The organism is Variovorax sp. CCNWLW225, assembly GCF_037204045.1.
Lineage (GTDB): Bacteria > Pseudomonadota > Gammaproteobacteria > Burkholderiales > Burkholderiaceae_C > Variovorax.
Map to the genome: position 1 here is coordinate 21,451 of NZ_JBBCBV010000007.1, position 22,520 is coordinate 43,970.

The following is a 22,520-nucleotide window of genomic DNA, read 5'->3' on the forward strand; positions in this document are numbered from 1 at the left end:
AAACGAGGCTTTGTTGTCATTGCCGAGCCACCGCGCAGCTCCTAGACTCGCCGCTTCAATGCCATGGAGCAAGGGGCTAATGCCATGTCAAAGCTTCGATTCAGGATCTCGATTTCGCTGGACGGGTTTGTCGCCGGTCCGCACCAAAGCTTGCAGGAGCCGCTCGGGGTTGGTGGCGAGCAATTGCATGAATGGGTGGTCCAGCTCGAGGCATGGCGCCGGCCGCACGGCCTGGATGGCGGCGTGGTGAACGAGAGCACGGCGGTGATGGAAGACGAACTCGCCGACATCGGCGCGACCATCATGGGCCGCAACATGTTCGGCGGCGGCCCAGGGCCGTGGGACGACACGAATCCCTGGAACGGCTGGTGGGGCCGCAATCCGCCGTTTCGTCACCCGGTATTCGTGCTGACCCACCACGCGCGCGACCCGTTGATGATGGAAGGCGGCACGAGCTTCACGTTCGTGACCGAGGGCATCGAAAGTGCGCTGGGCCAGGCCCGGCGCGCGGCAGGCGGAAAGGACGTGGCACTGGCGGGTGGGGCCAACGCTGCGCAGCAGTACCTGAAAGCCGGCCTCGTCGATGAAATGCAGCTGCACCTCGCGCCGATCTTGCTCGGCGGTGGGGAACGCCTGTTCGACGGCGTCAACACCCTGCATTCCCTTGCCCTGGTGAAGACGATCGCGGCGCCGGACGTGACCCACCTGAAATTCGCGAGGAAGTAAAAGCGCTGTGTGCGCGCGCTAGCGCAATGGCTGCTGCACAAGCTGGAGCTCGTTGCCCGAGGGGTCGCGCAGCGTCGCAAGAATGCCGCCCCATGCCTGCTGCTCCGGAAGCCCGCTAAACGCAACGCCGAGCGAGGCAAGCTCGCTGTACTTCGACTGAACGTCCGCCACATCGAAAGACAGCCCTGTGAAACGCCCGATAAGGGCCTGGTCCTCCGCGGGGGCATCCGCGTCGACATGCTCGACGACCAGGCTCATCGGTCCTGCGTCGAACACGCGAAAGCTCTCTTCGCTTCGCGGCGACTTGAGCTGCAACCCGAGCAGCTCCTCGTAGAAACGGGACGCGCCCGGCAGGTCTCGAACAAAAATGCGTGCGGTGCGAAGCTGCATGGTTTCTCCTGGCGAGCGTTGGTGAATGGCTAGGGCATACGAGAAAACGGAGGGCTACCCTTTATTTGCAATCAGTGCAGCGTCACGACGATAGGAGCACCCTTGGTGATGATCATCGTGTGTTCATACTGCGCGGACAAGTTTCCGCTTGCGCCTGCGAGCGTCCAGCCGTCAGGCGCTTCCGTCACGATGCGGCTCTTGGTCGAAAGAAACGGTTCGATGGTGATGACCATTCCTTCTTGCAGGATCCGTTTGTCCGAGGGATCGAAGTAGCCGGCGATGTGCTCCGGCTCCTCGTGCAGCGCGCGGCCGACGCCGTGGCTCCCTAGGTTTTCGATGATCTTGAAACCATAGGCCTTTGCAGTGCGCTCGATGGCGGCGCCGATGGCATTGATCGGCTGCCCCGCCCTGGCGCTCTTCATCGCTTCGGCAAGGGCTGTGCGCGTTGCGTGGCAGAGGCGGGTCTTCTGCGGATTGGTCGGGGGCACCACTCTGGTTCCGCCTGTATCGGCAAAGTAGCCGTCGAGTTCGGCCGACACATCGATGTTCAGGACATCCCCTGCCTTGATGATCCGGTCCCCCGGAATGCCGTGCGCCGCCTCTTCATTGATGCTGATGCAGGTCGCACCCGGAAAGTCGTATGTCAGCCTCGGTGCGGACCGCGCGCCCTGTTCTTCCAACAGCTGCTCGCCCAGCGCGTCGAGCTCGCGCGTGGTCATGCCGGGTTCTGCGGCATCGAGCATCTGGTGCAGCACGAACGAGACGATTCTGCCGATCCGTTTCAATGCTGCGACGTCGTCTTGGGTTTCGATGGTCATCTGAGATATTTGTGGAAGATTCGGTTGGAAGATCTTTTTTAGCTGGCGCATGGGCCTTCAAGGGCATTATCCGTTGCCTGATTCCGCTGTACGAGCCCAACAAACCAGGGAGAGCCTTGAACGTGAATTTGCATCTTCAGGGGGCCGCGTGAGCGAAGCCCCTGCCCTGCAGGACCCCGACCTGCTGCGCCGGCTGCTGCGCGCAAAAGACCGGATGGACGCCGCATCGCACGAGGAGTGGCCGGTGGGTCGTCTCGCAGAGGTAAGCGGCGTGTCCGAGGCCCACTTCGCGCGATCGTTCAAGCAGGCCTTCGGCGTTCCGCCGCACCGCTATCTGCTCACCCGGCGCATCGAGCGGGCAATGGCGCTGCTGCGCGAAACCGACCGGCCCATCACCGACATTGCCTTCGATACGGGCTGGGCAAGCCTGGGCACCTTCGGGCGCACCTTTCGCGACATTACCGGCCACAGCCCGAGCGCGGTGCGCTCGCAAGAAAAACAGGCGGTGCGCGAACTCGGCCCGGTGCCCGAGTGCATCGTGAGCGCCGCGCGCCGGCCCGGGCTCACGACCGCAGTTTCGGAGAAGCGGCGCCAGGCGGCAAACGGTACAAACAGGCCCGAACAAACACAGGAGAGTTCATGAAGCAGGGCATTGATGTAGTCGGTTTGTATGTGCGCGACCAGGACGAGGCGCTTTCGTTCTATGTAGACAAGCTGGGGTTTCGTGTTCACACGGACGTGGGCAACGGCGGCTATCGCTGGCTCACGGTGCAGCACCCGGAGCAGCCGTCGTTCCAGCTTGGGCTTTTTCTGCCCGGCCCGCCGGTGCACGACGAGGCAACGGCGCAGGCGCTGCGCGCCATCGTGGCCAAGGGTGCGATGCCTCCGCTCGTTCTCACGGTAAGCGACTGCCGCGCGGCCTACGACCGGATGCTCGCCCTGGGGGTGGAGTTCACGCAGGAGCCCGTGGAGCGCTACGGCACCGTGGACGCGGGCTTTCGCGATCCTTCCGGCAATGGGTGGAAGATGATCCAAGGCCGCGGCTGAGGCCTGCGGCACGCCATCGCACGGCCTCGCGGGCTTGCTAAAGTCCGCGCATGTTCAGATCAAGGCTTTCGCTGGCGTTCGCCGCACTGGTTACGCTGGTTTGCATCCAGGCGGCCTTCGTCTACTGGGGCTCGGCACGCGTCAATGTCTATACGCAGCACAGCCGCCTGGCGAGCGACATCCTCTCGGAGCTGCTGGAACTGTCGGCCAACAAGCAGCGGCTGCGCGTATGGGCGTCGCAGCAGTTGATGAACGCGGGAGCCTCCAGCGAAACGCGCGACCGCTGGTTGGCGGGCATGCAGGCCAGCGCGGCCCGGCTCAACGAGCTGGCGCATCGCGACCTGGCCGTGTGGACCGAGATCGCGGCCAGCGATGGCTCCGCGGTACCCGCGGAGGTCACGCAGCTGGTCGATGCGGTTGAACTGCTGGACGCCAACATTGCCGACGTGCACGAGCGGCTGCTGCGCCTGACGCCGCTGGAGCGAGGCGCCGAGTTCTCCGCCGTATGGCAGGAGCTCAACCAGGTGTTCGACGTGACGCGCGGGCGCGACCTGCGCGAACTGGTGAACGGCGCCATCGAGCGCCAGCGCCGCACGGTGCCGGTAGCCCGTGCCGCCACCGAGCGCGGCCTCGAGGCGCTGCGCCTGAAGGCCATTGCGCTGGCGGCGCTCACGCTGGCCGCGGCCGTGCTGATGGCGGTGCACCTGAACCGCCGTCTGCAGCGGCCGCTCGACCGCCTGCTGGCCGGCACGCAGGCCCTGCAGGCCGGCAATCTCGACCACCGCTTGGCCCTCGGGTCGCACGACGAGTTCGACCGGGTGGCTGAGCATTTCAACGCCATGGCGGTCGAGCTGCAGCAGCACCGCAATGCCGCCGAAGCCGCCCGGCGCCGGCTGGAAGATGCGGTTGAAGCGCGCACCGCAGACTTGCGCAGCGCGCACGACACCCTGCAGCAGATCGACCAGCGGCGCCGGCAGCTTTTTGCCGACCTCAGCCACGAGCTGCGCACGCCGGCCACGGCCATTCGCGGCGAGGCCGAGATTGCGCTGCGCGGAAGCGACAAGCCGCTCGCCGAATACAAGCAGACGCTGGGGCGCATCGTCGGCGGCGTGAAGCAGCTGGCCGGCGTGATCGACGACCTGATGCTGATCGCCCGCGCGGAAGCCGACCAGCTCGTGATGCGGCCCGGCGAGGTCGAATTGCAGCAACTCGTCGCCGACGCCGCCGAGCAGGCCGAAGCGCTCGGTGCGCTGCACGGCGTGCGGGTGCAGCTCGAAGCGCAAGACGGCACCGCGGCGCAGCCGGTGCACGTGCATGTGGATGCCGACCGCCTTCGCCAGGCGCTGATGATCGTGCTGGACAACGCGGTGCGCTATTCACACGCAGGCTGTACGGTGCGCCTTGGCTGGCGCGAGCGCGGCGAGCAGGTCGACATCGTCGTGCAGGACGAGGGCATCGGCATCGACCCGCACGAGATGCCCACTGTGTTCCAGCGCTTCCACCGCGGTCGGCGCGCGCGCGACCATCGGGTGGAAGGCACCGGCATCGGGCTGTCGATTGCGCAGGCCATCGTGGGCGCACACCATGGCCACATCGGCATCGACAGCGTGCCCTTTGCCGGTACCACTGTCAGCATCAGCCTGCCGAAATCGCACGGCGACCAGGCCGCTTCGCTGGAGGCGGCATGAACATCCTCATCGTGGAAGACGATCCGCGCGTTGCCGATTTTCTGCTGCGCGGTTTGCGCGCCGAGGGCTATGGCGTGCAGCTCGCGCGCACCGGCACCGAGGGCCTGGAGCGCGCGCGCGGCGGCGATCTCTCGCTACTGGTTCTCGACCTGATGCTGCCCGGCCTGAGCGGCCTGGAGCTGTGCCAGACGCTTCGCGCCGAAGGCCGCCATGTACCGGTGCTGATGCTCACCGCCATGAGCACGCTCGAAGACAAGGTAAAGGGCCTGCGGCTGGGTGCCGACGACTACCTTACCAAGCCCTTTGCGTTCGAGGAACTGCTCGCGCGCATCGAAGCGCTGATGCGCCGCGGCCGCGAACAGCGCCCCAAGGCCAGCACGCTGCAGCTGGCCGACCTGGTGCTCGACCGCGAGCGCATGCAGGTCACGCGAGCCGGCCGGCCGGTTTCTCTCACGGCGCGCGAACTGGCCTTTCTGGAGCTGTTGATGAGCGCCCCGGGCCGCGTGTACAGCCGCGAACGCATCCTGTCGAACGTGTGGGGCACCAACGAGGACCCGCTGACCAATGTGGTCGATGTGTATGTGCGCCGCCTTCGCAGCAAGATCGACGACGGCCATGCGCTTGCGCTGCTGAAGACCGTGCGCGGCTTCGGCTACCGGCTCGACGCACAGGAAAGCTGAAAAGAAGCTCGCCCGCGTTCATGCGCTGTTCATCTGCGCGTTAACCGTTTGTCATTCCGCGCAGAGGCTCGCGTTCATGCACGCGGCCAACACTTGATTCCTGCGCCGCGATGCGGTGCAGCGCCGGCACAACACGGCGTCGCTTTCATCTCACTGCACAGGAATCAAAAAAATGAAGATGCGACTTCTCGCCACCACCGCCGCCACCAGCCTGCTGGCCCTTAGCTTCGCCACCGGTGCCAACGCCGCGCTCGGCGCGGCGGCTTGCGCTCCTGTGACCCAAGCGCAGGTCAGTGCGCTGTTCGACCGCTGGAACGATTCGCTGCGCACACTCGACCCGGACAAGGTCACCGCCAACTACGCACCCGACGGCGTGCTGCTGCCCACCGTGTCGAACAACCCGCGCAGCACGCCCGCGGAAATTCGCGACTACTTCGTCAAGTTTCTGAAGGGCGAGCCGCGGGGCACGATCGACAAGCGCATCATCCGCATCGGTTGCAACGTGGCGCAAGACGTGGGCACCTATACCTTCAAGTTCAAGGACGGCACATCGGTGCACGCGCGCTACACCTACGTGTATGAACTGGTGAACGGCCAATGGCTCATCGCCCATCACCACTCGTCGGCAATGCCCGAGTCCGTTGCGGGAAAGTAAACGGCCGCACGCGCTGCCGCTGGAGATGCGCGCGGGGTTCCTCCTCACCGCCATTTCCAGCGTCGGCGGATGATCGTCGTCCGCCGGGGGCGATGCAAGAGCAGCCCGCCGTGTGGCACGATAAAAGCATGCTCGAGCCCTCACGCCGCATTCCATACCGCACCTGGCCAGGCGCGCTTGCCGTTCTGCTTGCCATTGCCGGGTATGTCGGCGGCCTGAAATTGTGGGACAGCCGCACCCCCGGGAGCCGGCCGCTGCCCGCGGGCGAAACGGTGGCGGTCGGGCACGCGCGGTTCGTTCCCGCCGAAGGATGGGAAATGGACGTGTCCCGCTCCAGGGCGGGCAGGTCCCTGATGCTGTTCAAGGGCGGCCACAAGTTTTTGGTGACTACCGGGTCATGGGCAGGCGGGCCCGACGGGCCGATGACGCGGCAGCAAAGGTTGATGGAACGCGGCCAGGGCTTGCAGATCGACGGCGACGTGTCCGGCTTTGTCACGCCGTGGGGCCTGCAGGGCAAGACCTTTGCCTACTACGGGTCGAAGCTGGCGGGGCGGTTCTGGCAGGTGGTCGACCTGCAGCGCCGCTCGCTGGTGCAGATCGACGTCTACGGCGCGAGCGACGGCTTGAACGAGGCCATGGCCGATGCACGCAGCATGCTCGAATCGATGGACCTGGAGGCTCCGCAGTGAAGCTCGAACTTCCCGAGCAACAGGATCGCGCCGAATGGCCGGTGGGCACCGATTCGTTCTTTCAGCCGCGCCGCGCGGCCTTCTGGCTGCTGGCGGCGCTGATCGTCAACGGGTTGTTCTACACCTTCAACATGTTCTCGGTGGGGTTCCGGGTCGTCCCCATCACTGCGTTGCTGGGACTGCTGGTGTGGGGCATCTACACGCTGGTTTTTCTGCTGGTGTTTCGCACGCTCGATTTGCTCGAGCAGCATCCGCCGGAAGCTTTTTTCCTGGCATTCGCGTGGGGCGGCCTGGGCGCGGTCTACTTTGCCGCGCCGGCGAACATTGCCATTCAGAGCCTGTGCGCCAAGCTGGTGTCGCCCGATTTCGTGGCGATCTGGGGACCGGCCATTGCGGGCCCGATCACCGAGGAGTTCTTGAAACTAGCGGGCGTGGTGCTGCTCATTCTTGTGGCGCGCAACCAGTTCCAGACCTACCTCTCGGTGCTCATCGTCGGGGCCATGACCGGGCTTGGCTTCCAGGTGGTCGAAAACCTCACCTACACCGTCAACGCTTCCATGCACTTTCCGCTCGAGAACCAGGTGTACCCCGTGCTGCTGAACCTGCTGACGCGCGGTCTGCTGAGCGGGCTGTGGAGCCACGCGGCCTACACCACGATCGCGTCTTTCGGCCTCGCCTGGTTCCTGCTGCACCCTGAACGCCCCATGGCGGCAAGAATCGGCTGCGCCCTTCTGTGCTTTGCGCTGGCCTGGGCCATGCATTTCATCTGGAACTCGCCATGGCTCGAAGATCTTTTCGACGGTGGCTACGGCGAGATGGCGGTGCTGCTTGTCGTCAAGGGCATTCCCGCGATGATTGCGGCCGGGCTCTTCTGGCGCGTGGCCGCCCGTGAGAACGGCGCCTACCTGCACGCCCTTGCGGCCTACTTCGTACCCGAGCGCGATCTGATCCGCGACGACGAGTGGGTTCGGCTGGGCGCGCCTCTGTCGCGCTACAGGGTTCGCATTGAAATGGGCTGGACCTTCGGCCTGCGCGCGAGGCGCCTGAAAACGCAGCTGCAGCGCGAGCAGTTGCGGCTTATCCGCAAGGCAATGACCTACGGGCGCGGGGCGCAGACGCTGCGGCACGAGGTGGCGATAAGGCGGCTGCGCGCCATGCTCGACCCGCTCATCGCACCCCAACCCTGAGGCACCCGCTAGCCCTGGCGTGCAAAGCGACTCGGCGGCCGGCCCACATGGCGGCTGAACGCGGTGCTGAATGTGCTGGCGGAGCCGTAGCCCACGCGCTCGGCAACTTCCGCAATGCCGACGTCGCTGCGGGCCAGCAGGTCTTTGGCGAGCGCCATGCGCCAGGCGAGCAGGTACTCCATGGGCGGCAGGCCCACGGCGCGAGAGAAGCGTTCAAAAAAAGCCGACCGCGACAGTGCGGCCTTTCTTGCAAGATCGGCCACCGTCCACGACTGCGCGGGATCGCCATGCAGGTGCCGCAGCGCGGTGGACAACCGCGGATCGGCCAACCCGCGAAGCAGCCCCGGAGGCGCGCGCTCCCCGGGGGTGGAGCGGAGGGCTTCGATCAGCAGCAATTCAACGAGGCGTTCAAGGACGAGATCGCGCCCCGGTTTCTGCTGGAGCGATTCCTCCCTTACGAGCTGCACCAGCACTGAAAGGCGCCCGATGTCGCGCACGTGCAGCAGCGCTGGAAGCAGCGAAGCCAGCAACGACGCGTCCGGCGATTCGAAGGCAAAGTAGCCGCCGAGCATTCGCATGTCCGGGGGGCCTTCGCGCCTGCCGTGGCGAATTTCTTCCGTTGGCGCGGGCACCTTCCTGGCGTCCACAAACACCGGCTCCGCAGGTTCGAGGCCCGACATGGTGAACCCCGGCGTGGCGGGCATGAGCACGAAGTCGCCCGCGGCAAGGGCAAGAGGCTCTTGTCCGTCTACCGCAAGAACGCATTCGCCTTCGAGCATGGTGCAGAAGCTGGGCTCGCCGAACGCCGAATAGCGAACCGCCCATGAGCCCGCGCCGCTGATGACCTTCGAGTACACCGCGCGCGGGCGCAGCAGCTTGACGACATCGGCGAGTGGATCGGACATGCCGGACTCCTGCAAACAAAACATGGACTATAGGTTATTCAAAGTCCTGCCCTGCGCCGATATCGTGACGCACCTTCACCCAAACTCAAAGGAACCCAATGAAGACCGTCCTGATCACCGGCTGCTCGTCTGGCTACGGCCTGGAAACCGCGCGCCACTTTCACGCGCAAGGCTGGCACGTCGTTGCGACCATGCGCACGCCGCGCGCCGAGCTCCTGCCTGTGTCGGAACGCCTGCGCGTGCTGCCGCTCGACGTGACAAGGCCCGAGAGCATTGCCGCGGCGCTCGAAGCCGCCGGACCTATCGATGTGCTGGTCAACAACGCGGGGCTGGGGCTCTTCGGTGCATTCGAGGCAACGCCCATGGCCAGCGTGCGCGAGATATTCGAAACCAATACCTTCGGCATGATGGCGATGACCCAGGCCGTGCTGCCGCAGTTCCGGCTCAGGAAGTCGGGCGTGGTCATCAACGTCACGTCCACGGTCACCCTCGCACCCATGCCGCTGGTGGCGGCCTACACCGCGAGCAAGACCGCCATCGAAGGCTTCACCGAGTCCCTGGTGTTCGAGCTCGCGCCTTTCAACATTCGCGCAAAGCTCGTCGAGCCCGGGTATGGCCCGGGCACGCAATTCACCGCCAACGGAGCTGAACGCATGCAGGGCTTGATTCCCGAGGCCTATGCCCCGCTGGCGCACAGCGTGTTCGCGGAACTGGGCAACCCGGCGGCAGTGACTAGCGCGGCCGACGTGGCCGAGGCGGTGTGGCACGCCGCTAACGACCCCGCGCCGACGTTGCGGTATCCCGCCGGTGCGGATGCGATCGCACTCGCCGGCAGCAAATAGGAAAGCCCGAGGCCCGCCGGCACCTGACCGCACAGCAGAAAGCCACGTCAGACTACAGCCGAGTAACGCCAGGCCTTCTAGCGTTCTGCTTTTTGCAGAGCTTCAGCATGGCTGATCCAATCCAGCCTGGCGCTGCATCGGAGCGCTTGCCTTGAACCTTTCTGATGATGCGGCAAAGCCGACGCCCTCGAGGCGCAAGCGCTGGCTCGGCACGGCGTTTGTGTGCGTCGTGCTCGCTGCACTTTTGCTGGGCGCGTGGGCGGTCGCTACCGGCAGGCTGAAGATCCCGGAGCGCTTCAATCCATGGGCGCCGCTCGACGTTAGTGCGCCGCCCGGTTGGCTGACCGGCTACAAGCTTTCGCGCGCCCGCAGCGAGCCTGCGCGCTGCCTGGCCGCGCTGGCGCAAACCGGCATGCAGTACGACCTGCTGCCCGACCGAACCACCGCCCCCGGCTGCGGCTTCAAGAACGCGGTGAGGCTGCGCTCCGCCGGCGTGCGGCTGGGCACGGCGCCTTCGCTGAGTTGCCCCATGGCGCTGTCCTTCTTCATGTGGGAGAGACACGCACTGCAACCCGCCGCCCTGCAGCACTTCGGCCAACCAGTGGCGGCCATCGACCACCTGGGCAGTTACGCCTGCCGCAACGTGAACCGCGGCGAAGGCGCCGTGCCGGGTGCTTCGCGCAGCCGGCATGCGACAGCCGATGCGCTCGACGTTGCCGGCCTGACGCTTGCCAACGGCCGGCGCATCACGGTGCTGCAGGCATGGCCTCGCGGCGGCTCCGCCGACGCGGCAAGCACCAGCGATCCGGCCGCGCTGCTGGTGCGCGATGCGCACCGCGGCGCCTGCCGGTTCTTCAACGGCGTACTCGGCCCCGACTACAACGCGGCGCACCGGGACCATCTTCATCTGGAAACCGGCGGGTATGAGGTGTGCCGCTGACAGCGGCTTCTCTCCCAACCCGCGTCATCGCAAAGACGTGTTTGATGCGCCTTGCTGAACAGGTGAGAACCTTGGGGCTACATCGCTCGCGCTTCCCCGAAAAGAGCTAGGCGGCCGCATGGGATTCACACACAATCCCGCCGGTGTCGGAGTTTGCGCACGGCAAACACCCACCGCTCCCATCGCAAAGCTACCCAAGGACCGCCAATGCATTGCCCGATCCGCCGTTCCCTTGCCACAACCGCTGCGGCCCTGAGCCTGGCAACCCTGCTGGCCTCGTGCGGTGGTGGTGGTGGCGGCGGGGGTGGAGGCGGCGGAGTGGTCGGTGTTCCGGTGACACCGCCGCCCACCACGGCCCAGCTGCCCGAACGCGACGCGCTCATTGCCCGGGCCCGGGCGCTCGAACTGAACACACCTTATGTGCCACCGCCCGGCAACGTGCTCGAGCACCACACCTCTGGCTATGCCAAGACGATGTGTTCCGCCGTGTTCATCACGGGCATCGACCCCGACGTTGCCGCCGAGAGCCTCGGCTACTTCGTGGGCCCCTATGAGCAGCGCAAGAACGTTGGCAAGCCCGTGGTCGATCGCGTGAAGAAAGAGGTCCGCATCTCGATTCCCAACGGCCCGACGTTGGTCGCGCGCCACTTTGGCTCGCAGGGCTGCGTCACGCTGCCGGCGGGCAGCGACGGCGTTTTCTTCGCGCCCGTCGAGGTGAAGAGCACCCTGCCCGACCCCGCGACCCAGCCCTGGCCGATGGGCGACGTGCTGCCTGGCGACCCGCCGCCCGCGGAAGTCAACATGGCGAAGGTGAACGAGGCGGTCGAGGCGGCGTTCGGAGTGACGGAGGCCTACACGGCGGCCTTCGTGGTCACGCACAAAGGGCGCATCGTTGCGGAGCGCTACATGAACGGCATCGGGCCGACGACGCCGCTCGAATCATGGTCGATGGGCAAGAGCGTCGTTGCCACCATGATGGGCGTGCTCATCAAGCAGGGTGTGTACAAGCTCGACCAGCAGGCACCGATCCCCGAGTGGCAAGGGGCCGGCGACGGCCGCCAGCAGATCAAGATCTCGGACATCCTGCAGATGTCGAGCGGGTTGCGCATCAAGGCGCCCGACGACCCGGACTTTGACCCCAACGGCACCTACCCCGATCACACCTACTACTACACCGGCCGCATCAACGCCTTCAACTATGCCGCCACCCGCCCGCAGCAATGGCCGCCCGGCGCGGTAGGCCGCTACCGCAACACCGACCCCGTGCTTGCCAACTACCTGGTGCGCCTTGCGGTGGAAAAGCGCGGCGAGGAGTACCTCTCGTTTCCGCAACGCGCGCTGTTCGACAAGATCGGCATCCGCTCGATGGTCATCGAGACCGACCCCTACGGCAACTTTCTCACGCAAGGCTACGACTTCATGTCGGGACGCGACTGGGCCCGCCTGGGCAACCTCTACCTGCAGGACGGCGTGTGGAACGGCGAGCGCATTCTTCCCGAAGGCTTCGTCAATTTCGTGAGCAGCGTTGCGCCGGCGTGGGCCGCGGACAAGCGCCCCATCTACGGCGGCTTCTTCTGGATCAACGGGATGAGTTCATTGGCCGCGCCGACGTCGGCCTACTACATGCTTGGCGCGGGAGGCCAGTTCGTGCTGGTGATTCCTTCGCACGATCTCGTCGTGGTGCGCATCGGGCATTCCAAGGGCCAGTGGTTCGCAACCTCGACGCTGAACAAGGCGCTTGCGCTGCTGACCGCCGCGGTGCCGCGCGTGCGCTGACAGCGGTAAGCAATCAGGACGTGGGCGCGCCCTTGCGCAAGGTGGGCAAGCCCACGCCGGCGGCATCGAAGCCGCCGTCTACCGCAAGCACCTGGCCGTTGATGAAGCTGGCCTCGTCGCTGCACAGAAAGCCCACCGTGTTGGCCATCTCTTCCGTCGTGCCGTAGCGGCCCAGCGGGATGGTGTCGTAGTAGTCGGAGCGGATTGCCACGGTGTGCACGAGCTTGGCCATTTCGGTTTCGACCGGCCCCGGCGCGATCACGTTCACGCGCACGCCGGCGTTGCCGAGTTCGACCGCATGCTGCTTGGTCAGGTGGATGAGCGCCGCCTTGCTGGTGCCATACGCCACGCGCAGCGTGCTCGCGCGCAGGCCGGAAATGGAAGCGACATTGACCACCGCGCCACGCCCGCGCGCCACCATCAGCGCACCGAAAGCCTGCGTGCACAGAAAAGCGCCGTCGAGGTTGGTGCCGAGCACTGTGCGCCACTCTTCGAACGAAGTCTGGAGCACCGGCTTGAACACCGCCACGCCTGCGTTGTTGACCAGCGCATCGACATGGCCGAAGCGCTCGACGACGGCCTTGGCGGCGCTGGCGACCTGCGGCGGTTTCGAGACGTCGCAGTGCAAGCCGAGCACCCTCTCGGGTTGAGCCAGATCGGCCACCGCCTGATCGAGCGTGGAGGCATCGATGTCGAGCAGCGCGACGTTGTAGCCATGTGCCAGAAACCAGCGGCCGATGGCCAGGCCGATGCCGCGTGCACCTCCGGTGACGACAGCGACGCGAGACGAAGCGGAGAGATCAGTCATGGAAGTTTCTACGGTGAGCGGAGTGGTGCAGGCGGAATTGTGCGCCCCGCGGGCTAGTCAGCGGCCGAACACCAACAGCAGGTTGTTCGCAGGCATCGCCTGGCGTTCACGCAATGAGAGGCCCGCTGCGCGCGCTTCTGCCGCCACATCTTTCAGGCGGCGAATGCCCCAGGCGGAATTGCGTGAACGCAGGTCTTCATCGAAGGCGAGGTTGCTTGGTGCGGGCACGGCGTCTTCTTCAAAGTAAGGCCCGTAAGTGATCAACACCCCGCCGGGAAGCAGGTGCCGCGCGGCCCCGTGCATCAGCGCGACGCATGCGGCCCACGGTGCGATGTGCAGCATGTTGGCGCAGTAGATCGCGTCGAACTTCGTTTCTTCTTCGCCTTGGCCGAACGCAGCGCCTTGCGAGGGCCACTGCGGCGCCGTTACGTCGAGCAGGAGCGGCGGCCTGAGATTGGGCAGTGCGGCTTCTTCGACGCGCGCCTCAAGAGCGGGGAGCATGCGGGCGTCTGCGTCGGTAGGCTGCCATGTCCATCGGGGCATTGCCGCTGCAAACCAGGCGGCATGCTGGCCTGTGCCGGATGCGATTTCCAGCGCGGCGCCACGCTCGCCGAGGATGCGTGTCAATGCCTCGAGGATGGGCTGCTTGTTGCGGTCGGCAGCTGGGCTGTGGGGTAAATCGGGCATTCTGGAATCGGCGCGGATGGAATGATCTGGAGGGTATCAGGACGAGGTCCGCTCGACGATGTGAGCGGATCGGCACTGAATTTGAGCGACTTTGAGCTATGAGCGCCCTCAATGCGTGCCTAAACTCGCTTCCTTGTCAAATTGTCCAAAAAGCAGAAAAGGAGATACCAATGTTCAATCACATCATGATCGGCAGCAACGACATCGAGCGCTCTCAACGCTTCTACGATGCGGTTCTTCGCGTGGTCGGCGCGGAGAACGGGCCTGTCCGCAACGTTGCGGCAACCGGCCATGTTCGCCTGTTCTACCGGCACGACGGAAGTACGCTGGGGATCAGCGAGCCCATCGACAACCAGCCTGCCACGTGTGCGAACGGAGGCACCATCGCGTTCAAATGCGCGAGCCCCGAGCTGGTGAAAGAGTTTCATGACACTGCGGTGGCGCATGGCGGCGTATCGATCGAAGATCCGCCGGGTTTGCGTGACGAGGCGTTGGGCCGCTATTACCTCGCCTACGTGCGCGACCCCGATGGCAACAAGCTGTGTGCCATTCACCGGGTGCGTTCCTAGCCTTCATCACCGCTGGTCGTGACGAAGCACGTCTCGGTAAGGTCCCTGGTCTCGCGCCCGGAGATCGGCACGACGGCCAATGTCGTTCAGCACAGCACGCTCCGAATCAGCCAGCTGGCGCTCGACAGCCCTGCCCTCATACTGCTGCGGCACGGCAAGAAGACGCTCCAGTCCGGCCAGCGCCGCTGGAGCCTGCAAGGCGGCGAAGCCATTGTGCTGGCCGGCGGCCAGACCTTCGACGTGTTCAACCAGCTGTCGGCACAAGGTCTTTTCGAAGCACGCTGGCTCCTTTGGGACAAGGCGATCATCGAAGCTTTCGAGCAGGGTTGCCGCGAAGCGCGGCCCCTGCGCCAGGCGGCCGTGCTCCGGGGCGCCGGGCGGGAGTTCCACGATTCCGTCGACCGCGCCATCGAAGCGGTGTCCTCCAACGCTTCCCAGGTTCCCGCCGAGATTGCAAGGCACCGGATGGCGGAGGTGTTGGTGTGGCTGTCCTTGTTCGACATCGCGCTCGCGGCCCCGCAAGGCGCAACAACGATGGTGGCAAGGCTGCGCAGCTTGTTCGCCGGCTCGCTTTCAGAGCCGTGGACGATGGCCTCGGTGGCCGCTCGGCTTGCCATGAGCGAAGCAACGCTCAGGCGAAGACTGAGTACGGAGGGAGCGACCTTCGCGTCGGTATTGACCGATGCACGCATGTCGTTCGCCATGACGTTGCTCCAATCGACCGACCATGCGGTCACCCGAATCGCATCGAGCGTCGGCTACGATTCGGCGTCGCGATTTTCGGTAAGGTTCCGCGCACGGTTTGGATTTGCCCCGACGGCGGTTCGCGGCCATCGCAGGACCTGAACGCGAACAACAAGCACGCGGTCAAACCCCGGCTTTGCCTGCCCCGCGCTCGGGCAGCATGAGCGCGAACAGCTCGCTGCGAAAGTGGATTCCGAGTCTGTTGAAAGCCCGGTTGCGATAGGTCTTGACCGTTGGCAGCGCCAGGCCCATATCTGATGCGATGCCCTCCTGGGTCATGCCGCGCAGCAGCCGAAGGCACACGTTCAACTCCTGCGTCGTGAGGGCCGGACAACGGGCCAGCAGCCGCGCCCTGAGTTCGTCGGCCACGTCGACGCGTGTCAGGGCGATGTGCTTTCGGGCCAGGGCCATGAGCAGGCGCCCGGCAATGCCGAAGTCGGCCAGCTGCGCATCGCTGAGCGGACGCTGATGGGTATGCCGATAGAAGTTGACTGCAAACAGCGCATCGTCGCACGCCGCAGGCTCCTCCTCGACCACGGACACGCGTTCCACCACGCCATGGGCTTCATACACCTTGGCACGATGTTCGGCGGGCACTTCCGGCGCGGTGATATGGCACACGCGCAGTTGCGGCGCACTCGTTTCGCGCAAGGTGCGGTCGCTTCGGATGGGGCCCGAGAGGTAGGCGCGCCAACAGTCCCGCGTGGTGTCGGGCATGCCCCGGCTGCCGCTCAGAAAGATCGCCGGCCGCGAGCCGGTGCGGTAGACCGAGAACGAGCCCACCGGCAATGCCGAGGCCATGGCCTCCAGAAGGCAGGCCCCGAACCCCGGTTCGCCCACCGCGGGCACCACCATCGGCAGGCGCTGCAGCAGCGGCGCTCCGACAGGTTCGGCGGACAAATCAGGAATCCAGGTGCGCATGGGGCAATACGGGGAATCCCGTCATCTTCCAGGATGACAGCGCTGCCCGGCCACCGGACTTACGCTAGGGCATGGCTCCCATCCCTCAGCAAGACGATCCGCTTGCCGCGCCGCGGCTCACCTGGTTTGCCGACATATCCGTCGACGTCGGCGAGCCGATGGTGCTCAGCGAGGGCGCCCAGGGGCTGCGCCGCGTGGTGCCCATTCTGGGTGGCCATGCCAAGGGTGAGGGCTGGACCGGACGCGTGCTGCCAGGCGGCGCCGATTTTCAGCGCATCGCGAGCGACACGGTCTCGGAACTGGACGCGCGCTACGGCCTGGAGACGGATGCGGGCGACCGCATCTACGTGCGCAACCGCGCGATGCGCACGGCACCGGCCGAGGTCATGGCGCAACTGCTGCGTGGCGACCCTGTCGACCCGGCGCAGGTCTATTTCCGTTGTGCGCCCTCGTTCGAAACGCGCAGCGAGTCGCTGCGCTGGATCACCGAGCGGATGTTCGTCGGGGTCGGCGTGCGCCACCCGGCCCAGGTCGTCATGCGCTTTTTCGTGCTGCAGTAATCCCACGCGCCGACCCGCCTCCCTATTTCAACACCGACAGGAGACCTGAATGACCACCGCCCTTTCCACGGGCGCGCGCCGCCGCGCGCTCATCGCCGCCACCACGCTGATCGGGCTCGCAGGGATGTCGTGGGCGTCGCAGGCGCTCGCCCAGACAGCCGCTTATCCCCAGCGGCCGGTGCGCCTTGTCGTCGGCTTTCCGGCCGGCAGCGGTCCGGACATCGTGGCGCGGCTGCTGGCCCAGAAGCTGTCCGAGGGATGGGGAAATCTCGGCGTCATCGTCGACAACAAGCCGGGCGCCGGCGGGCTGATCGCCGCTTCTGAGGTGGCGCGTGCGCAGCCCGACGGCTACACGCTCATGCTCGGAGAAACCGGCCAGCTGGCCATTGCACCCAGCAGCTACAGCAAGCTCTCCTACGACCCGAAGAAAGACTTCGTGCCCGTGAGCCAGGTGGTTACCTCCAACTTCATGCTGGTGGTCAACCCTGCCAAGGTGCCGGCGCGTGACGTGAAGCAGTTCGTGGAATGGAGCCGCGGGCAGAAGGGACTGTTCATGGGCACATTCGGCGCAGGCACGCCGGGCCACTTCGGCGCGTTTCTCTTCGGCGACGCCATCGGCATCAAGCCGGAGCCGGTGCACTACAAGACCACGGGCGATGCGCTGGGCGGCCTGTTCAGCGGCGATGTGTCGGGTGCCTTCGCGAGCGTGGGCCTGTCGGCAGCCAACGTGAAGGCCGGCAAGCTGATCGCGCTGGCCTCCAGCGGCGATACACGCAGCGCCAGCCTGCCCGACGTTCCGACCTTCAGCGAGCAAGGTTTTCCGCAGCTGGCTTTCAACTCATGGTTCGGCGTCGTCGCGCCGGCCAGAACGCCGCCCGAGATCGTCGCCCGGCTGGAGACGGACATCCGCAAGGCCGTCCAGTCAGCCGAAGGCAAGGCGAAACTGGAGGATGCGGGCTTCAGCGTCACGGGCACCACGTCGCAGGAGTTCGCCCGCGTGATCGCGGCGGACACGGCAAGCTGGGGCAAGGTGGTCGCCGCGACAGGCTTCAAGGCGGATTGAGCCCGGAGGAGGCTCGCATCACGTTTGCTTTTCGGCCAGAAAATCGATCAGCGCACGCGACGCGGACGAGAGCCGGCGGTGCGGTGCATAGATCACCGAGAACGGCCGTGTGCGCCCGCGTGACTGCGCCAGCACCTCGACCGCACGGCCCTGAGCCACGAGCTCGCGTGCGATGAAGTCATAGGTCTGGCAGATGCCCAGGCCGTTCAGGGCCAGCGAAACCACACCCATCACATCGTCCGACACCTGCAGGCTGCCGTGCGGCAGCCAGTCGAGGTCGCGTCCATCCTCACGCAGCAGCCAGGGCGACACACGGCCGGTGCTCGGCATCACGAAAGGCAGGCAGCTGTGGTGCGCGAGTTCGGCCACGCTGCCCGGCGCGCCCGCGCGTTCGATGTAGGCCGGCGCCGCGAGCAGGCACATTGGCGCGTCTTCGAGCTTGCGGGCGACCATGCCGCTGTCGGGCAACTGGCCCAGCCGGATCGCGAGGTCGTAGCCCTCGGCCACCAGGTCTACGTTGCGATTGGTGATGTTCAGTTCGACGCGCACTTGCGGATGCCGCGCGGAAAAACTCAGCAGCAGCGCCGGCAGCCGATGATGGCCGTAGGTGGTCGGCACGCTCAGGCGCACGCTGCCCGCCAGCGCGTCGCCAGGGCCCTGCATCGCCCGCTCGGCATCGTCGATCAGCGCGAAAGCCGCGCGCGACTGCTCGAGGTAGGTGCGCCCTTCTTCGGTCAGGCCCAGGCGCCGCGTCGTGCGGCGCAGCAGCTGCACACCAAGCCGCGCTTCGAGCCGGGTAATGGCGCGGCTGAGCACCGACGGCGTGGTGGCGAGCGCCACGGCAGCGGCCGTCATGGAGCCCTTCTCGACCACTGTGACGAAGGTTTCCACATCTCCCAGGTGATCGAATCGCCGCCCCATCTTGACTCCTGAAGAACAAATGTTTTCCTTTGAGGCCAGTTTATCGCCTGTTCAGCCATCAATACAGTCGAACCCTGACTTGGGCCACGGCCCGAGCCTCTGAAACAAGCCATCAAGGAACACCTGCATCATGGATCTGCAACTCAGCGGCAAGACCGCCATCGTCACCGGCGCAACGGCCGGCATCGGCCTGGCCATTGCGACCACGCTTGCGCGCGAAGGCGTGTCGGTCACCATTACCGGGCGCGGCGGCGACAAGCTGGACGCCGCAGTGCAGCGGATTGCAGCCGCGGCGCCGGGCAGCCGGGTAACCGCCGTGGTCGCCGACCAGAGCAGCGCAGAGGGCGCGGCCCGGCTGATCGAAGCGCAGCCGGACGCGGACATCCTGGTGAACAACCTCGGCTACTACGAAGCCAAGCCCTTCGCCGAAATTACCGACGAAGACTGGCTGCGCATGATCGAGGTCAATGTGATGTCGGGTGTGCGCCTGTCGCGCCATTACTTCCCGCGCATGCTGCAGAAGAACTGGGGCCGGGTGATCTTCATGTCGAGCGAGGTCGGCGCATTCACCCCGCCGGACATGGTGCACTACGGCGTCAGCAAGTCGGCGCAGCTTGCGGTGTCGCGCGGCTTGGCCGAGTTGACCAAGGGCACCGGCGTCACCGTCAACAGCGTGCTGCCTGCGGCCACCCGCTCCGAAGGCATCGTGGAGTACCTGCGGCAGACGGCGCCGCGCGCCGGCATGACCGACGCGCAGATCGAAGCGCACTTCTTCCAGGCCTACCGGCCCAGCTCGCTCATCGCCCGGATGATCGAGGCCGACGAAATAGCGGCCATGGTGGCGCTGCTGGCCAGCCCGTTGGGCGCAGCGTCCAACGGCGCCGCGGTGCGCGTCGAGGGCGGCTCCTTCCGCTCCATTCTCTGAACCGGAGATTGCACCATGTCGTCTCCGCTCGTTGTGCTGGCCGCCGCCCTCGCACTTTCCACCGCGTCCACCGCGGCCTCTGCCACCGACACCGCGCCCCTCGAACGCTGGCGCAGCTACGCCGGCGTGAGCTGGGAGGCGCCGAAGGACGGCGCCGATCCGGCGCCTTTCGAATCGTCGGTCAACGCACCCATTGCGGGCTTGCATTTCGATGCACAAGGCGCCGCCTACGTCAGCACGCCGCGGCTGGTGTCTGCCGACGCACCGGCAACCCTCAGCAAGCTGGACACCCGCGTGCAAACCGGGCCAGCGCGACTGACGGCATTTCCGTCGAAAGAGGGCAACGCCGTGAAAGGCGCGCCGGACCAGAGCTTGCGCAATGTGCTGGGCTTTCACGTCGACCGCAAGAACGGATGGCTGTGGGCGCTCGACCTGGGCTTTGTGGCGGGCGAATCCGAAGCACCGCCGGACGCCCAGAAGGTGCTTGTGCTCGACCTGAAGTCAGGCCGCACGGTGAAGCGCATCGGGCTGGACGGCGCGGCCGACCGCAAGGGCAGCTTTCTCAACGACATTGCAGTCGACGAACAGCGCCGCGTGGCCTATATCTCCGACAGCGGCATGCGCCGCGCACCGAACAACATGGTGGGCTTGATCGTGGTGGACTTCGCCTCAGGCAAGGCGCGGCGCGTGCTGGACAGGAACCCGAACCTGCAGGTCGAGCCCGGCGTGAAGGTGGTTGCTCATGGTGCGGAGATTTGGCCGGGCAACCCGCTGCTGCTCGGCATCAACGGCATTGCGCTGTCGCCCGATGCCCGCACGCTCTACTGGACAGTGACGACAGGGACGCGCGCCCGTGCGCTTCCGACGGCGATTCTGCGCAAGGCCGGTGCGAGCGACGACCAGATTGCCACGGCGACCCGCGATCTAGGCAGCGTAGGCGGCAACACCGACGGAATCGCGACGGATTCGGCGGGCGGGCTCTACATCACGGACGTTACGCGCAACGGCATCGTGAAGTACGACCCTCGCACAAAGTCGATGTCGCTGATCGCGTCCGATGAAGGCGTGCGCTGGCCCGACACCGCCGCAATCCATCCGGATGGCGACCTGGTCTTCACCTCGAGTGCCTTGAACGATCATTTTGCGGGAGCGGTCAAAAGCGGAGAGGAGCGATATGAGCTGTGGCGCTTGCGGATCGACGGGAAGATGGCACGGCCGCGCTGATCTATGCGGTAGCACTCCGGTTTCGCGCCACGATTTGCGCGTGCGTCAGCGCGCCGCCTGCCGATGCAAACTCCTTCATCAAGGCATCCCGATTGCGGGGCGCGCGCTCCCTTTTCGCTGCTTCGACCGCCAGCTTCAACTCACCGATCGTCAACTCGGTGCAGTATGCGGGCGTTCCCGGCTGCTGGCGCCAGGAGTCCTGGAGGCCCCCGGCGTCCAGCGCGTCGAACCCTGTTTGATCGACCAGCTGCCGGGCTGTCGCCGTTGCCGTCGCATCGTCTCCAGCCACGGGAATCGCGAGACGACCGGGCGTACCTGCAGGCCGTCCCCCTGCTTCCAAGGTCGCGGCCAGAACGGCGTTCCATGCCTTCACCACGGGACGTCCGATCTGTTCCTGGCTCCATGTGCTTTCAGGCTTTCCGCCGTCCACCTCGGCAATTGCGCCATCGCGGGTTGGATAGTAGTTGGAGGTATCGATGACCACGGCCTCCTGCGCCACGCTCTCGAACAGGTTCGCGAGGTCCCGATGACTTGCAAACGGAATCGCAAGGATGACGACCTCGGCGTCGGCCACCGCCTTTTCCTTGGTCACCGGCGTGGCACCGACTTCGGCGGCGAGGTCCCGAATGGTTTGCGGCCCCTTCGAGTTGGCAAGCCTCACGTCATGGCCGCTGGCGGCGAGCTTGCGGGCGAGGCACGCGCCGATATTGCCGGCGCCGATGATTCCGATCTTCACGCTCTTTCTCTCCTCGCACTCAGTCGGCGTATTCGCCGGCGTCCTTGATCACTTTCGCCCAGCGGGCCTTCTCAGCTTCGACGAATTTCCTGTGGCCGGCCGGGGCCAGGCGCTCGTCATTCACCACGGTAAGGCCCAGCGCCTCTTCACGCTTGATGAGTTCCGCGTCCTTCAAGGCGACGCGAAGTGCCGCGTTCAGCTTCTCCAGCACCGCGGGCGGCGTTCCCTTGGGCGCATACAAGCCGTGCCAGACCTGCACGTCGAAGTCCTTGAGGCCGGACTCCGACAGCGTGGCGGTGTCCTTGAGCGACGGCAGTGGCAGGCGCTTGAGGCTTGTCACGCCGTAGACCTTGACCTTCTTGCCCTCGATCTGCGGAACGGCGTTGGTGGCCTGCTCGCACATGAGATCGACCTGCCCGCCAATAAGGTCCGTCATGGCTGGCGCGGTTCCCTTGTAGGGCACGGCCGTCATGGTGGTCTTCAAGGCGCTTTGGAACATCAAGCCGCAGAGGTGCGATGCAGAGCCCAAGCCTGCATGGGCCAGGTTGACCTTTCCGCCGTTCGCGGCAATCCACTTGAGCAGGTCCGCGAAGCTGTTGGCTTCCAGGGTCGGCTTGCCGATCACCACCGAAGGCGCTTCGTTGATCACACCCAGCATTTCGAAGTCATCGGGCACCTTGTAAGAGAGCTTGCGATACAGCGCGGGCGCTGTTGCCATGCCGATGTGATGCACCAGCAGCGTGTAGCCGTCCGGGGTGGCGCGCGCCACCTTGGCCGAGCCGATGGTGCCGCCCGCACCGGCAGCGTTTTCGACGACCACGGTCTGGCCGAGCGGCTTGCGCAGTGCCTCGGCCAGGTCACGGGCGATCTTGTCGCTCGGGCCGCCGGCCGCGAACGGGACCACCAGCGTGACGGGCTTGTCCGGAAACTCTGCGGAGGCCAACGCAGCCGAAGCGAACAGGCCGAGGCCGGCGGCGTAGCGCCAAATGCTTTTCATGGTGTTGTCTCCTTGGGTGGGT

25 protein-coding genes and 1 pseudogene are annotated in these 22,520 nt (G+C 65.8%); 17 read left to right on the forward strand and 9 right to left on the reverse strand.

What is annotated here, in order from left to right; all coding sequences use genetic code 11:
* The first annotated feature begins 63 nt into the window (after nt 1-63).
* Nucleotides 64-726, forward strand: coding sequence for a dihydrofolate reductase family protein (locus V9L20_RS14080; protein WP_337297068.1), 663 nt, complete (start codon nt 64-66; stop codon nt 724-726).
* An 18-nt stretch (nt 727-744) separates the two neighbouring features.
* Here V9L20_RS14080 and V9L20_RS14085 read toward each other — a convergent pair whose 3' ends face one another.
* Nucleotides 745-1,116 carry a VOC family protein gene (locus tag V9L20_RS14085; RefSeq protein ID WP_337297069.1) on the reverse strand — a complete coding sequence of 124 codons (372 nt, stop codon included), beginning with the start codon at nt 1,114-1,116 and terminating at the stop codon, nt 745-747.
* Between the two features lie 71 nt (nt 1,117-1,187).
* Nucleotides 1,188-1,934 carry a type I methionyl aminopeptidase gene (gene map / locus V9L20_RS14090; protein WP_337297070.1) on the reverse strand — a complete coding sequence of 249 codons (747 nt, stop codon included), beginning with the start codon at nt 1,932-1,934 and terminating at the stop codon, nt 1,188-1,190.
* 148 nt (nt 1,935-2,082) lie between these two features.
* Between map and V9L20_RS14095 the strand changes: the two genes are divergently transcribed.
* From V9L20_RS14095 to V9L20_RS14125, 7 genes are all read left to right on the forward strand, one after another.
* Nucleotides 2,083-2,577 (forward strand): helix-turn-helix transcriptional regulator, encoded by a 495-nt coding sequence (locus tag V9L20_RS14095; protein WP_337297071.1) that lies wholly within the window; start codon nt 2,083-2,085, stop codon nt 2,575-2,577.
* Nucleotides 2,574-2,981, forward strand: a complete 408-nt coding sequence (locus V9L20_RS14100) for a VOC family protein (RefSeq protein WP_337297072.1) — start codon at nt 2,574-2,576, stop codon at nt 2,979-2,981. The genes V9L20_RS14095 and V9L20_RS14100 overlap by 4 nt, the downstream gene beginning before the upstream one ends.
* A 50-nt stretch (nt 2,982-3,031) precedes the next feature.
* Nucleotides 3,032-4,669: a sensor histidine kinase gene (locus V9L20_RS14105; RefSeq protein WP_337297073.1), complete on the forward strand. Its 1,638-nt coding sequence runs from the start codon at nt 3,032-3,034 to the stop codon at nt 4,667-4,669.
* Entirely contained in the window at nt 4,666-5,349 is a 684-nt protein-coding gene (locus tag V9L20_RS14110) for a response regulator transcription factor (RefSeq protein ID WP_337297074.1), read from the forward strand. The genes V9L20_RS14105 and V9L20_RS14110 overlap by 4 nt, the downstream gene beginning before the upstream one ends.
* 172 nt (nt 5,350-5,521) lie before the next feature.
* Nucleotides 5,522-6,004 carry an SgcJ/EcaC family oxidoreductase gene (locus V9L20_RS14115; protein WP_443098583.1) on the forward strand — a complete coding sequence of 161 codons (483 nt, stop codon included), beginning with the start codon at nt 5,522-5,524 and terminating at the stop codon, nt 6,002-6,004.
* A 128-nt stretch (nt 6,005-6,132) separates the two neighbouring features.
* The gene (locus V9L20_RS14120) at nt 6,133-6,693 is read left to right on the forward strand and encodes a hypothetical protein (protein ID WP_337297075.1); all 561 of its coding nucleotides are present in this window, start codon (nt 6,133-6,135) and stop codon (nt 6,691-6,693) included.
* The gene (locus V9L20_RS14125; protein WP_337297076.1) at nt 6,690-7,880 is read left to right on the forward strand and encodes a PrsW family intramembrane metalloprotease; all 1,191 of its coding nucleotides are present in this window, start codon (nt 6,690-6,692) and stop codon (nt 7,878-7,880) included. The genes V9L20_RS14120 and V9L20_RS14125 overlap by 4 nt, the downstream gene beginning before the upstream one ends.
* An 8-nt stretch (nt 7,881-7,888) precedes the next feature.
* On the opposite strand, the gene V9L20_RS14130 is transcribed toward V9L20_RS14125, so the two are convergent.
* Complete coding sequence (locus V9L20_RS14130) at nt 7,889-8,785, reverse strand: AraC family transcriptional regulator (protein ID WP_337297077.1); 897 nt, start codon at nt 8,783-8,785, stop codon at nt 7,889-7,891.
* A gap of 98 nt (nt 8,786-8,883) precedes the next feature.
* Here V9L20_RS14130 and V9L20_RS14135 point away from each other — a divergent pair, with 98 nt between their 5' ends.
* The 3 genes from V9L20_RS14135 (at nt 8,884) to V9L20_RS14145 (ending at nt 12,343) form a co-directional block, all read left to right on the forward strand.
* Nucleotides 8,884-9,627: an SDR family oxidoreductase gene (locus tag V9L20_RS14135; protein WP_337297078.1), complete on the forward strand. Its 744-nt coding sequence runs from the start codon at nt 8,884-8,886 to the stop codon at nt 9,625-9,627.
* A gap of 151 nt (nt 9,628-9,778) precedes the next feature.
* Complete coding sequence (locus V9L20_RS14140) at nt 9,779-10,567, forward strand: extensin-like domain-containing protein (protein ID WP_337297079.1); 789 nt, start codon at nt 9,779-9,781, stop codon at nt 10,565-10,567.
* A gap of 207 nt (nt 10,568-10,774) precedes the next feature.
* Nucleotides 10,775-12,343: a serine hydrolase domain-containing protein gene (locus tag V9L20_RS14145; RefSeq protein ID WP_337297080.1), complete on the forward strand. Its 1,569-nt coding sequence runs from the start codon at nt 10,775-10,777 to the stop codon at nt 12,341-12,343.
* Between the two features lie 13 nt (nt 12,344-12,356).
* Here the strand turns inward: V9L20_RS14145 and V9L20_RS14150 are convergent, their stop codons facing one another.
* Both V9L20_RS14150 and V9L20_RS14155 read right to left on the reverse strand, forming a co-directional pair.
* Nucleotides 12,357-13,151, reverse strand: a complete 795-nt coding sequence (locus V9L20_RS14150) for an SDR family NAD(P)-dependent oxidoreductase (protein WP_337297081.1) — start codon at nt 13,149-13,151, stop codon at nt 12,357-12,359.
* 57 nt (nt 13,152-13,208) lie between these two features.
* Nucleotides 13,209-13,838, reverse strand: a complete 630-nt coding sequence (locus tag V9L20_RS14155; protein WP_337297082.1) for a DUF938 domain-containing protein — start codon at nt 13,836-13,838, stop codon at nt 13,209-13,211.
* A 170-nt stretch (nt 13,839-14,008) separates the two neighbouring features.
* Between V9L20_RS14155 and V9L20_RS14160 the strand changes: the two genes are divergently transcribed.
* Together V9L20_RS14160 and V9L20_RS14165 are read left to right on the forward strand one after the other, a co-directional pair.
* A complete protein-coding gene (locus V9L20_RS14160; RefSeq protein WP_337297083.1) occupies nt 14,009-14,407 on the forward strand; it encodes a VOC family protein in 399 nt (132 codons plus the stop codon).
* A gap of 18 nt (nt 14,408-14,425) precedes the next feature.
* On the forward strand, nt 14,426-15,253 hold the full coding sequence (locus tag V9L20_RS14165; RefSeq protein ID WP_337297084.1) for a helix-turn-helix transcriptional regulator: 828 nt from the start codon (nt 14,426-14,428) through the stop codon (nt 15,251-15,253).
* Nucleotides 15,254-15,274: 21 nt separating this feature from the next.
* On the opposite strand, the gene V9L20_RS14170 is transcribed toward V9L20_RS14165, so the two are convergent.
* Nucleotides 15,275-16,072 (reverse strand): helix-turn-helix transcriptional regulator, encoded by a 798-nt coding sequence (locus V9L20_RS14170; RefSeq protein WP_443098584.1) that lies wholly within the window; start codon nt 16,070-16,072, stop codon nt 15,275-15,277.
* 71 nt (nt 16,073-16,143) lie between these two features.
* Here V9L20_RS14170 and V9L20_RS14175 point away from each other — a divergent pair, with 71 nt between their 5' ends.
* Nucleotides 16,144-16,632 carry a DUF3237 domain-containing protein gene (locus V9L20_RS14175; protein ID WP_258501907.1) on the forward strand — a complete coding sequence of 163 codons (489 nt, stop codon included), beginning with the start codon at nt 16,144-16,146 and terminating at the stop codon, nt 16,630-16,632.
* A gap of 49 nt (nt 16,633-16,681) precedes the next feature.
* Complete coding sequence (locus V9L20_RS14180) at nt 16,682-17,695, forward strand: Bug family tripartite tricarboxylate transporter substrate binding protein (protein ID WP_337297085.1); 1,014 nt, start codon at nt 16,682-16,684, stop codon at nt 17,693-17,695.
* Between the two features lie 18 nt (nt 17,696-17,713).
* Here the strand turns inward: V9L20_RS14180 and V9L20_RS14185 are convergent, their stop codons facing one another.
* Nucleotides 17,714-18,616: a LysR family transcriptional regulator gene (locus tag V9L20_RS14185; RefSeq protein ID WP_337297086.1), complete on the reverse strand. Its 903-nt coding sequence runs from the start codon at nt 18,614-18,616 to the stop codon at nt 17,714-17,716.
* Between the two features lie 130 nt (nt 18,617-18,746).
* On the opposite strand from V9L20_RS14185, the gene V9L20_RS14190 reads away from it, so the two are divergent.
* Both V9L20_RS14190 and V9L20_RS14195 read left to right on the forward strand, forming a co-directional pair.
* Nucleotides 18,747-19,541 carry an SDR family NAD(P)-dependent oxidoreductase gene (locus tag V9L20_RS14190; RefSeq protein WP_337297087.1) on the forward strand — a complete coding sequence of 265 codons (795 nt, stop codon included), beginning with the start codon at nt 18,747-18,749 and terminating at the stop codon, nt 19,539-19,541.
* 15 nt (nt 19,542-19,556) lie between these two features.
* Nucleotides 19,557-20,765 carry an L-dopachrome tautomerase-related protein gene (locus V9L20_RS14195; RefSeq protein WP_337297088.1) on the forward strand — a complete coding sequence of 403 codons (1,209 nt, stop codon included), beginning with the start codon at nt 19,557-19,559 and terminating at the stop codon, nt 20,763-20,765.
* A gap of 1 nt (nt 20,766) precedes the next feature.
* Here V9L20_RS14195 and V9L20_RS14200 read toward each other — a convergent pair.
* Nucleotides 20,767-21,504 (reverse strand): annotated as a pseudogene (locus V9L20_RS14200) (NADPH-dependent F420 reductase); the annotation flags it as partial.
* A gap of 16 nt (nt 21,505-21,520) precedes the next feature.
* Nucleotides 21,521-22,498, reverse strand: a complete 978-nt coding sequence (locus tag V9L20_RS14205) for a tripartite tricarboxylate transporter substrate-binding protein (protein ID WP_337297089.1) — start codon at nt 22,496-22,498, stop codon at nt 21,521-21,523.
* Between the last annotated feature and the right edge of the window lie 22 nt (nt 22,499-22,520).

Coding starts and splice junctions, on each gene's coding strand:
- V9L20_RS14145 (WP_337297080.1), top strand. CDS start 10,775: ATGCATTGCCCGATCCGCCGTTCCCTTGCCACAACCGCTGCGGCCCTG.
- V9L20_RS14085 (WP_337297069.1), bottom strand. CDS start 1,116: ATGCAGCTTCGCACCGCACGCATTTTTGTTCGAGACCTGCCGGGCGCG.
- V9L20_RS14170 (WP_443098584.1), bottom strand. CDS start 16,072: ATGCGCACCTGGATTCCTGATTTGTCCGCCGAACCTGTCGGAGCGCCG.
- V9L20_RS14185 (WP_337297086.1), bottom strand. CDS start 18,616: ATGGGGCGGCGATTCGATCACCTGGGAGATGTGGAAACCTTCGTCACA.
- V9L20_RS14100 (WP_337297072.1), top strand. CDS start 2,574: ATGAAGCAGGGCATTGATGTAGTCGGTTTGTATGTGCGCGACCAGGAC.
- V9L20_RS14175 (WP_258501907.1), top strand. CDS start 16,144: ATGGCTCCCATCCCTCAGCAAGACGATCCGCTTGCCGCGCCGCGGCTC.
- V9L20_RS14205 (WP_337297089.1), bottom strand. CDS start 22,498: ATGAAAAGCATTTGGCGCTACGCCGCCGGCCTCGGCCTGTTCGCTTCG.
- V9L20_RS14180 (WP_337297085.1), top strand. CDS start 16,682: ATGACCACCGCCCTTTCCACGGGCGCGCGCCGCCGCGCGCTCATCGCC.
- V9L20_RS14120 (WP_337297075.1), top strand. CDS start 6,133: ATGCTCGAGCCCTCACGCCGCATTCCATACCGCACCTGGCCAGGCGCG.
- V9L20_RS14080 (WP_337297068.1), top strand. CDS start 64: ATGGAGCAAGGGGCTAATGCCATGTCAAAGCTTCGATTCAGGATCTCG.
- V9L20_RS14105 (WP_337297073.1), top strand. CDS start 3,032: ATGTTCAGATCAAGGCTTTCGCTGGCGTTCGCCGCACTGGTTACGCTG.
- V9L20_RS14195 (WP_337297088.1), top strand. CDS start 19,557: ATGTCGTCTCCGCTCGTTGTGCTGGCCGCCGCCCTCGCACTTTCCACC.
- map (WP_337297070.1), bottom strand. CDS start 1,934: ATGACCATCGAAACCCAAGACGACGTCGCAGCATTGAAACGGATCGGC.
- V9L20_RS14115 (WP_443098583.1), top strand. CDS start 5,522: ATGAAGATGCGACTTCTCGCCACCACCGCCGCCACCAGCCTGCTGGCC.
- V9L20_RS14190 (WP_337297087.1), top strand. CDS start 18,747: ATGGATCTGCAACTCAGCGGCAAGACCGCCATCGTCACCGGCGCAACG.
- V9L20_RS14160 (WP_337297083.1), top strand. CDS start 14,009: ATGTTCAATCACATCATGATCGGCAGCAACGACATCGAGCGCTCTCAA.
- V9L20_RS14130 (WP_337297077.1), bottom strand. CDS start 8,785: ATGTCCGATCCACTCGCCGATGTCGTCAAGCTGCTGCGCCCGCGCGCG.
- V9L20_RS14135 (WP_337297078.1), top strand. CDS start 8,884: ATGAAGACCGTCCTGATCACCGGCTGCTCGTCTGGCTACGGCCTGGAA.
- V9L20_RS14110 (WP_337297074.1), top strand. CDS start 4,666: ATGAACATCCTCATCGTGGAAGACGATCCGCGCGTTGCCGATTTTCTG.
- V9L20_RS14150 (WP_337297081.1), bottom strand. CDS start 13,151: ATGACTGATCTCTCCGCTTCGTCTCGCGTCGCTGTCGTCACCGGAGGT.
- V9L20_RS14155 (WP_337297082.1), bottom strand. CDS start 13,838: ATGCCCGATTTACCCCACAGCCCAGCTGCCGACCGCAACAAGCAGCCC.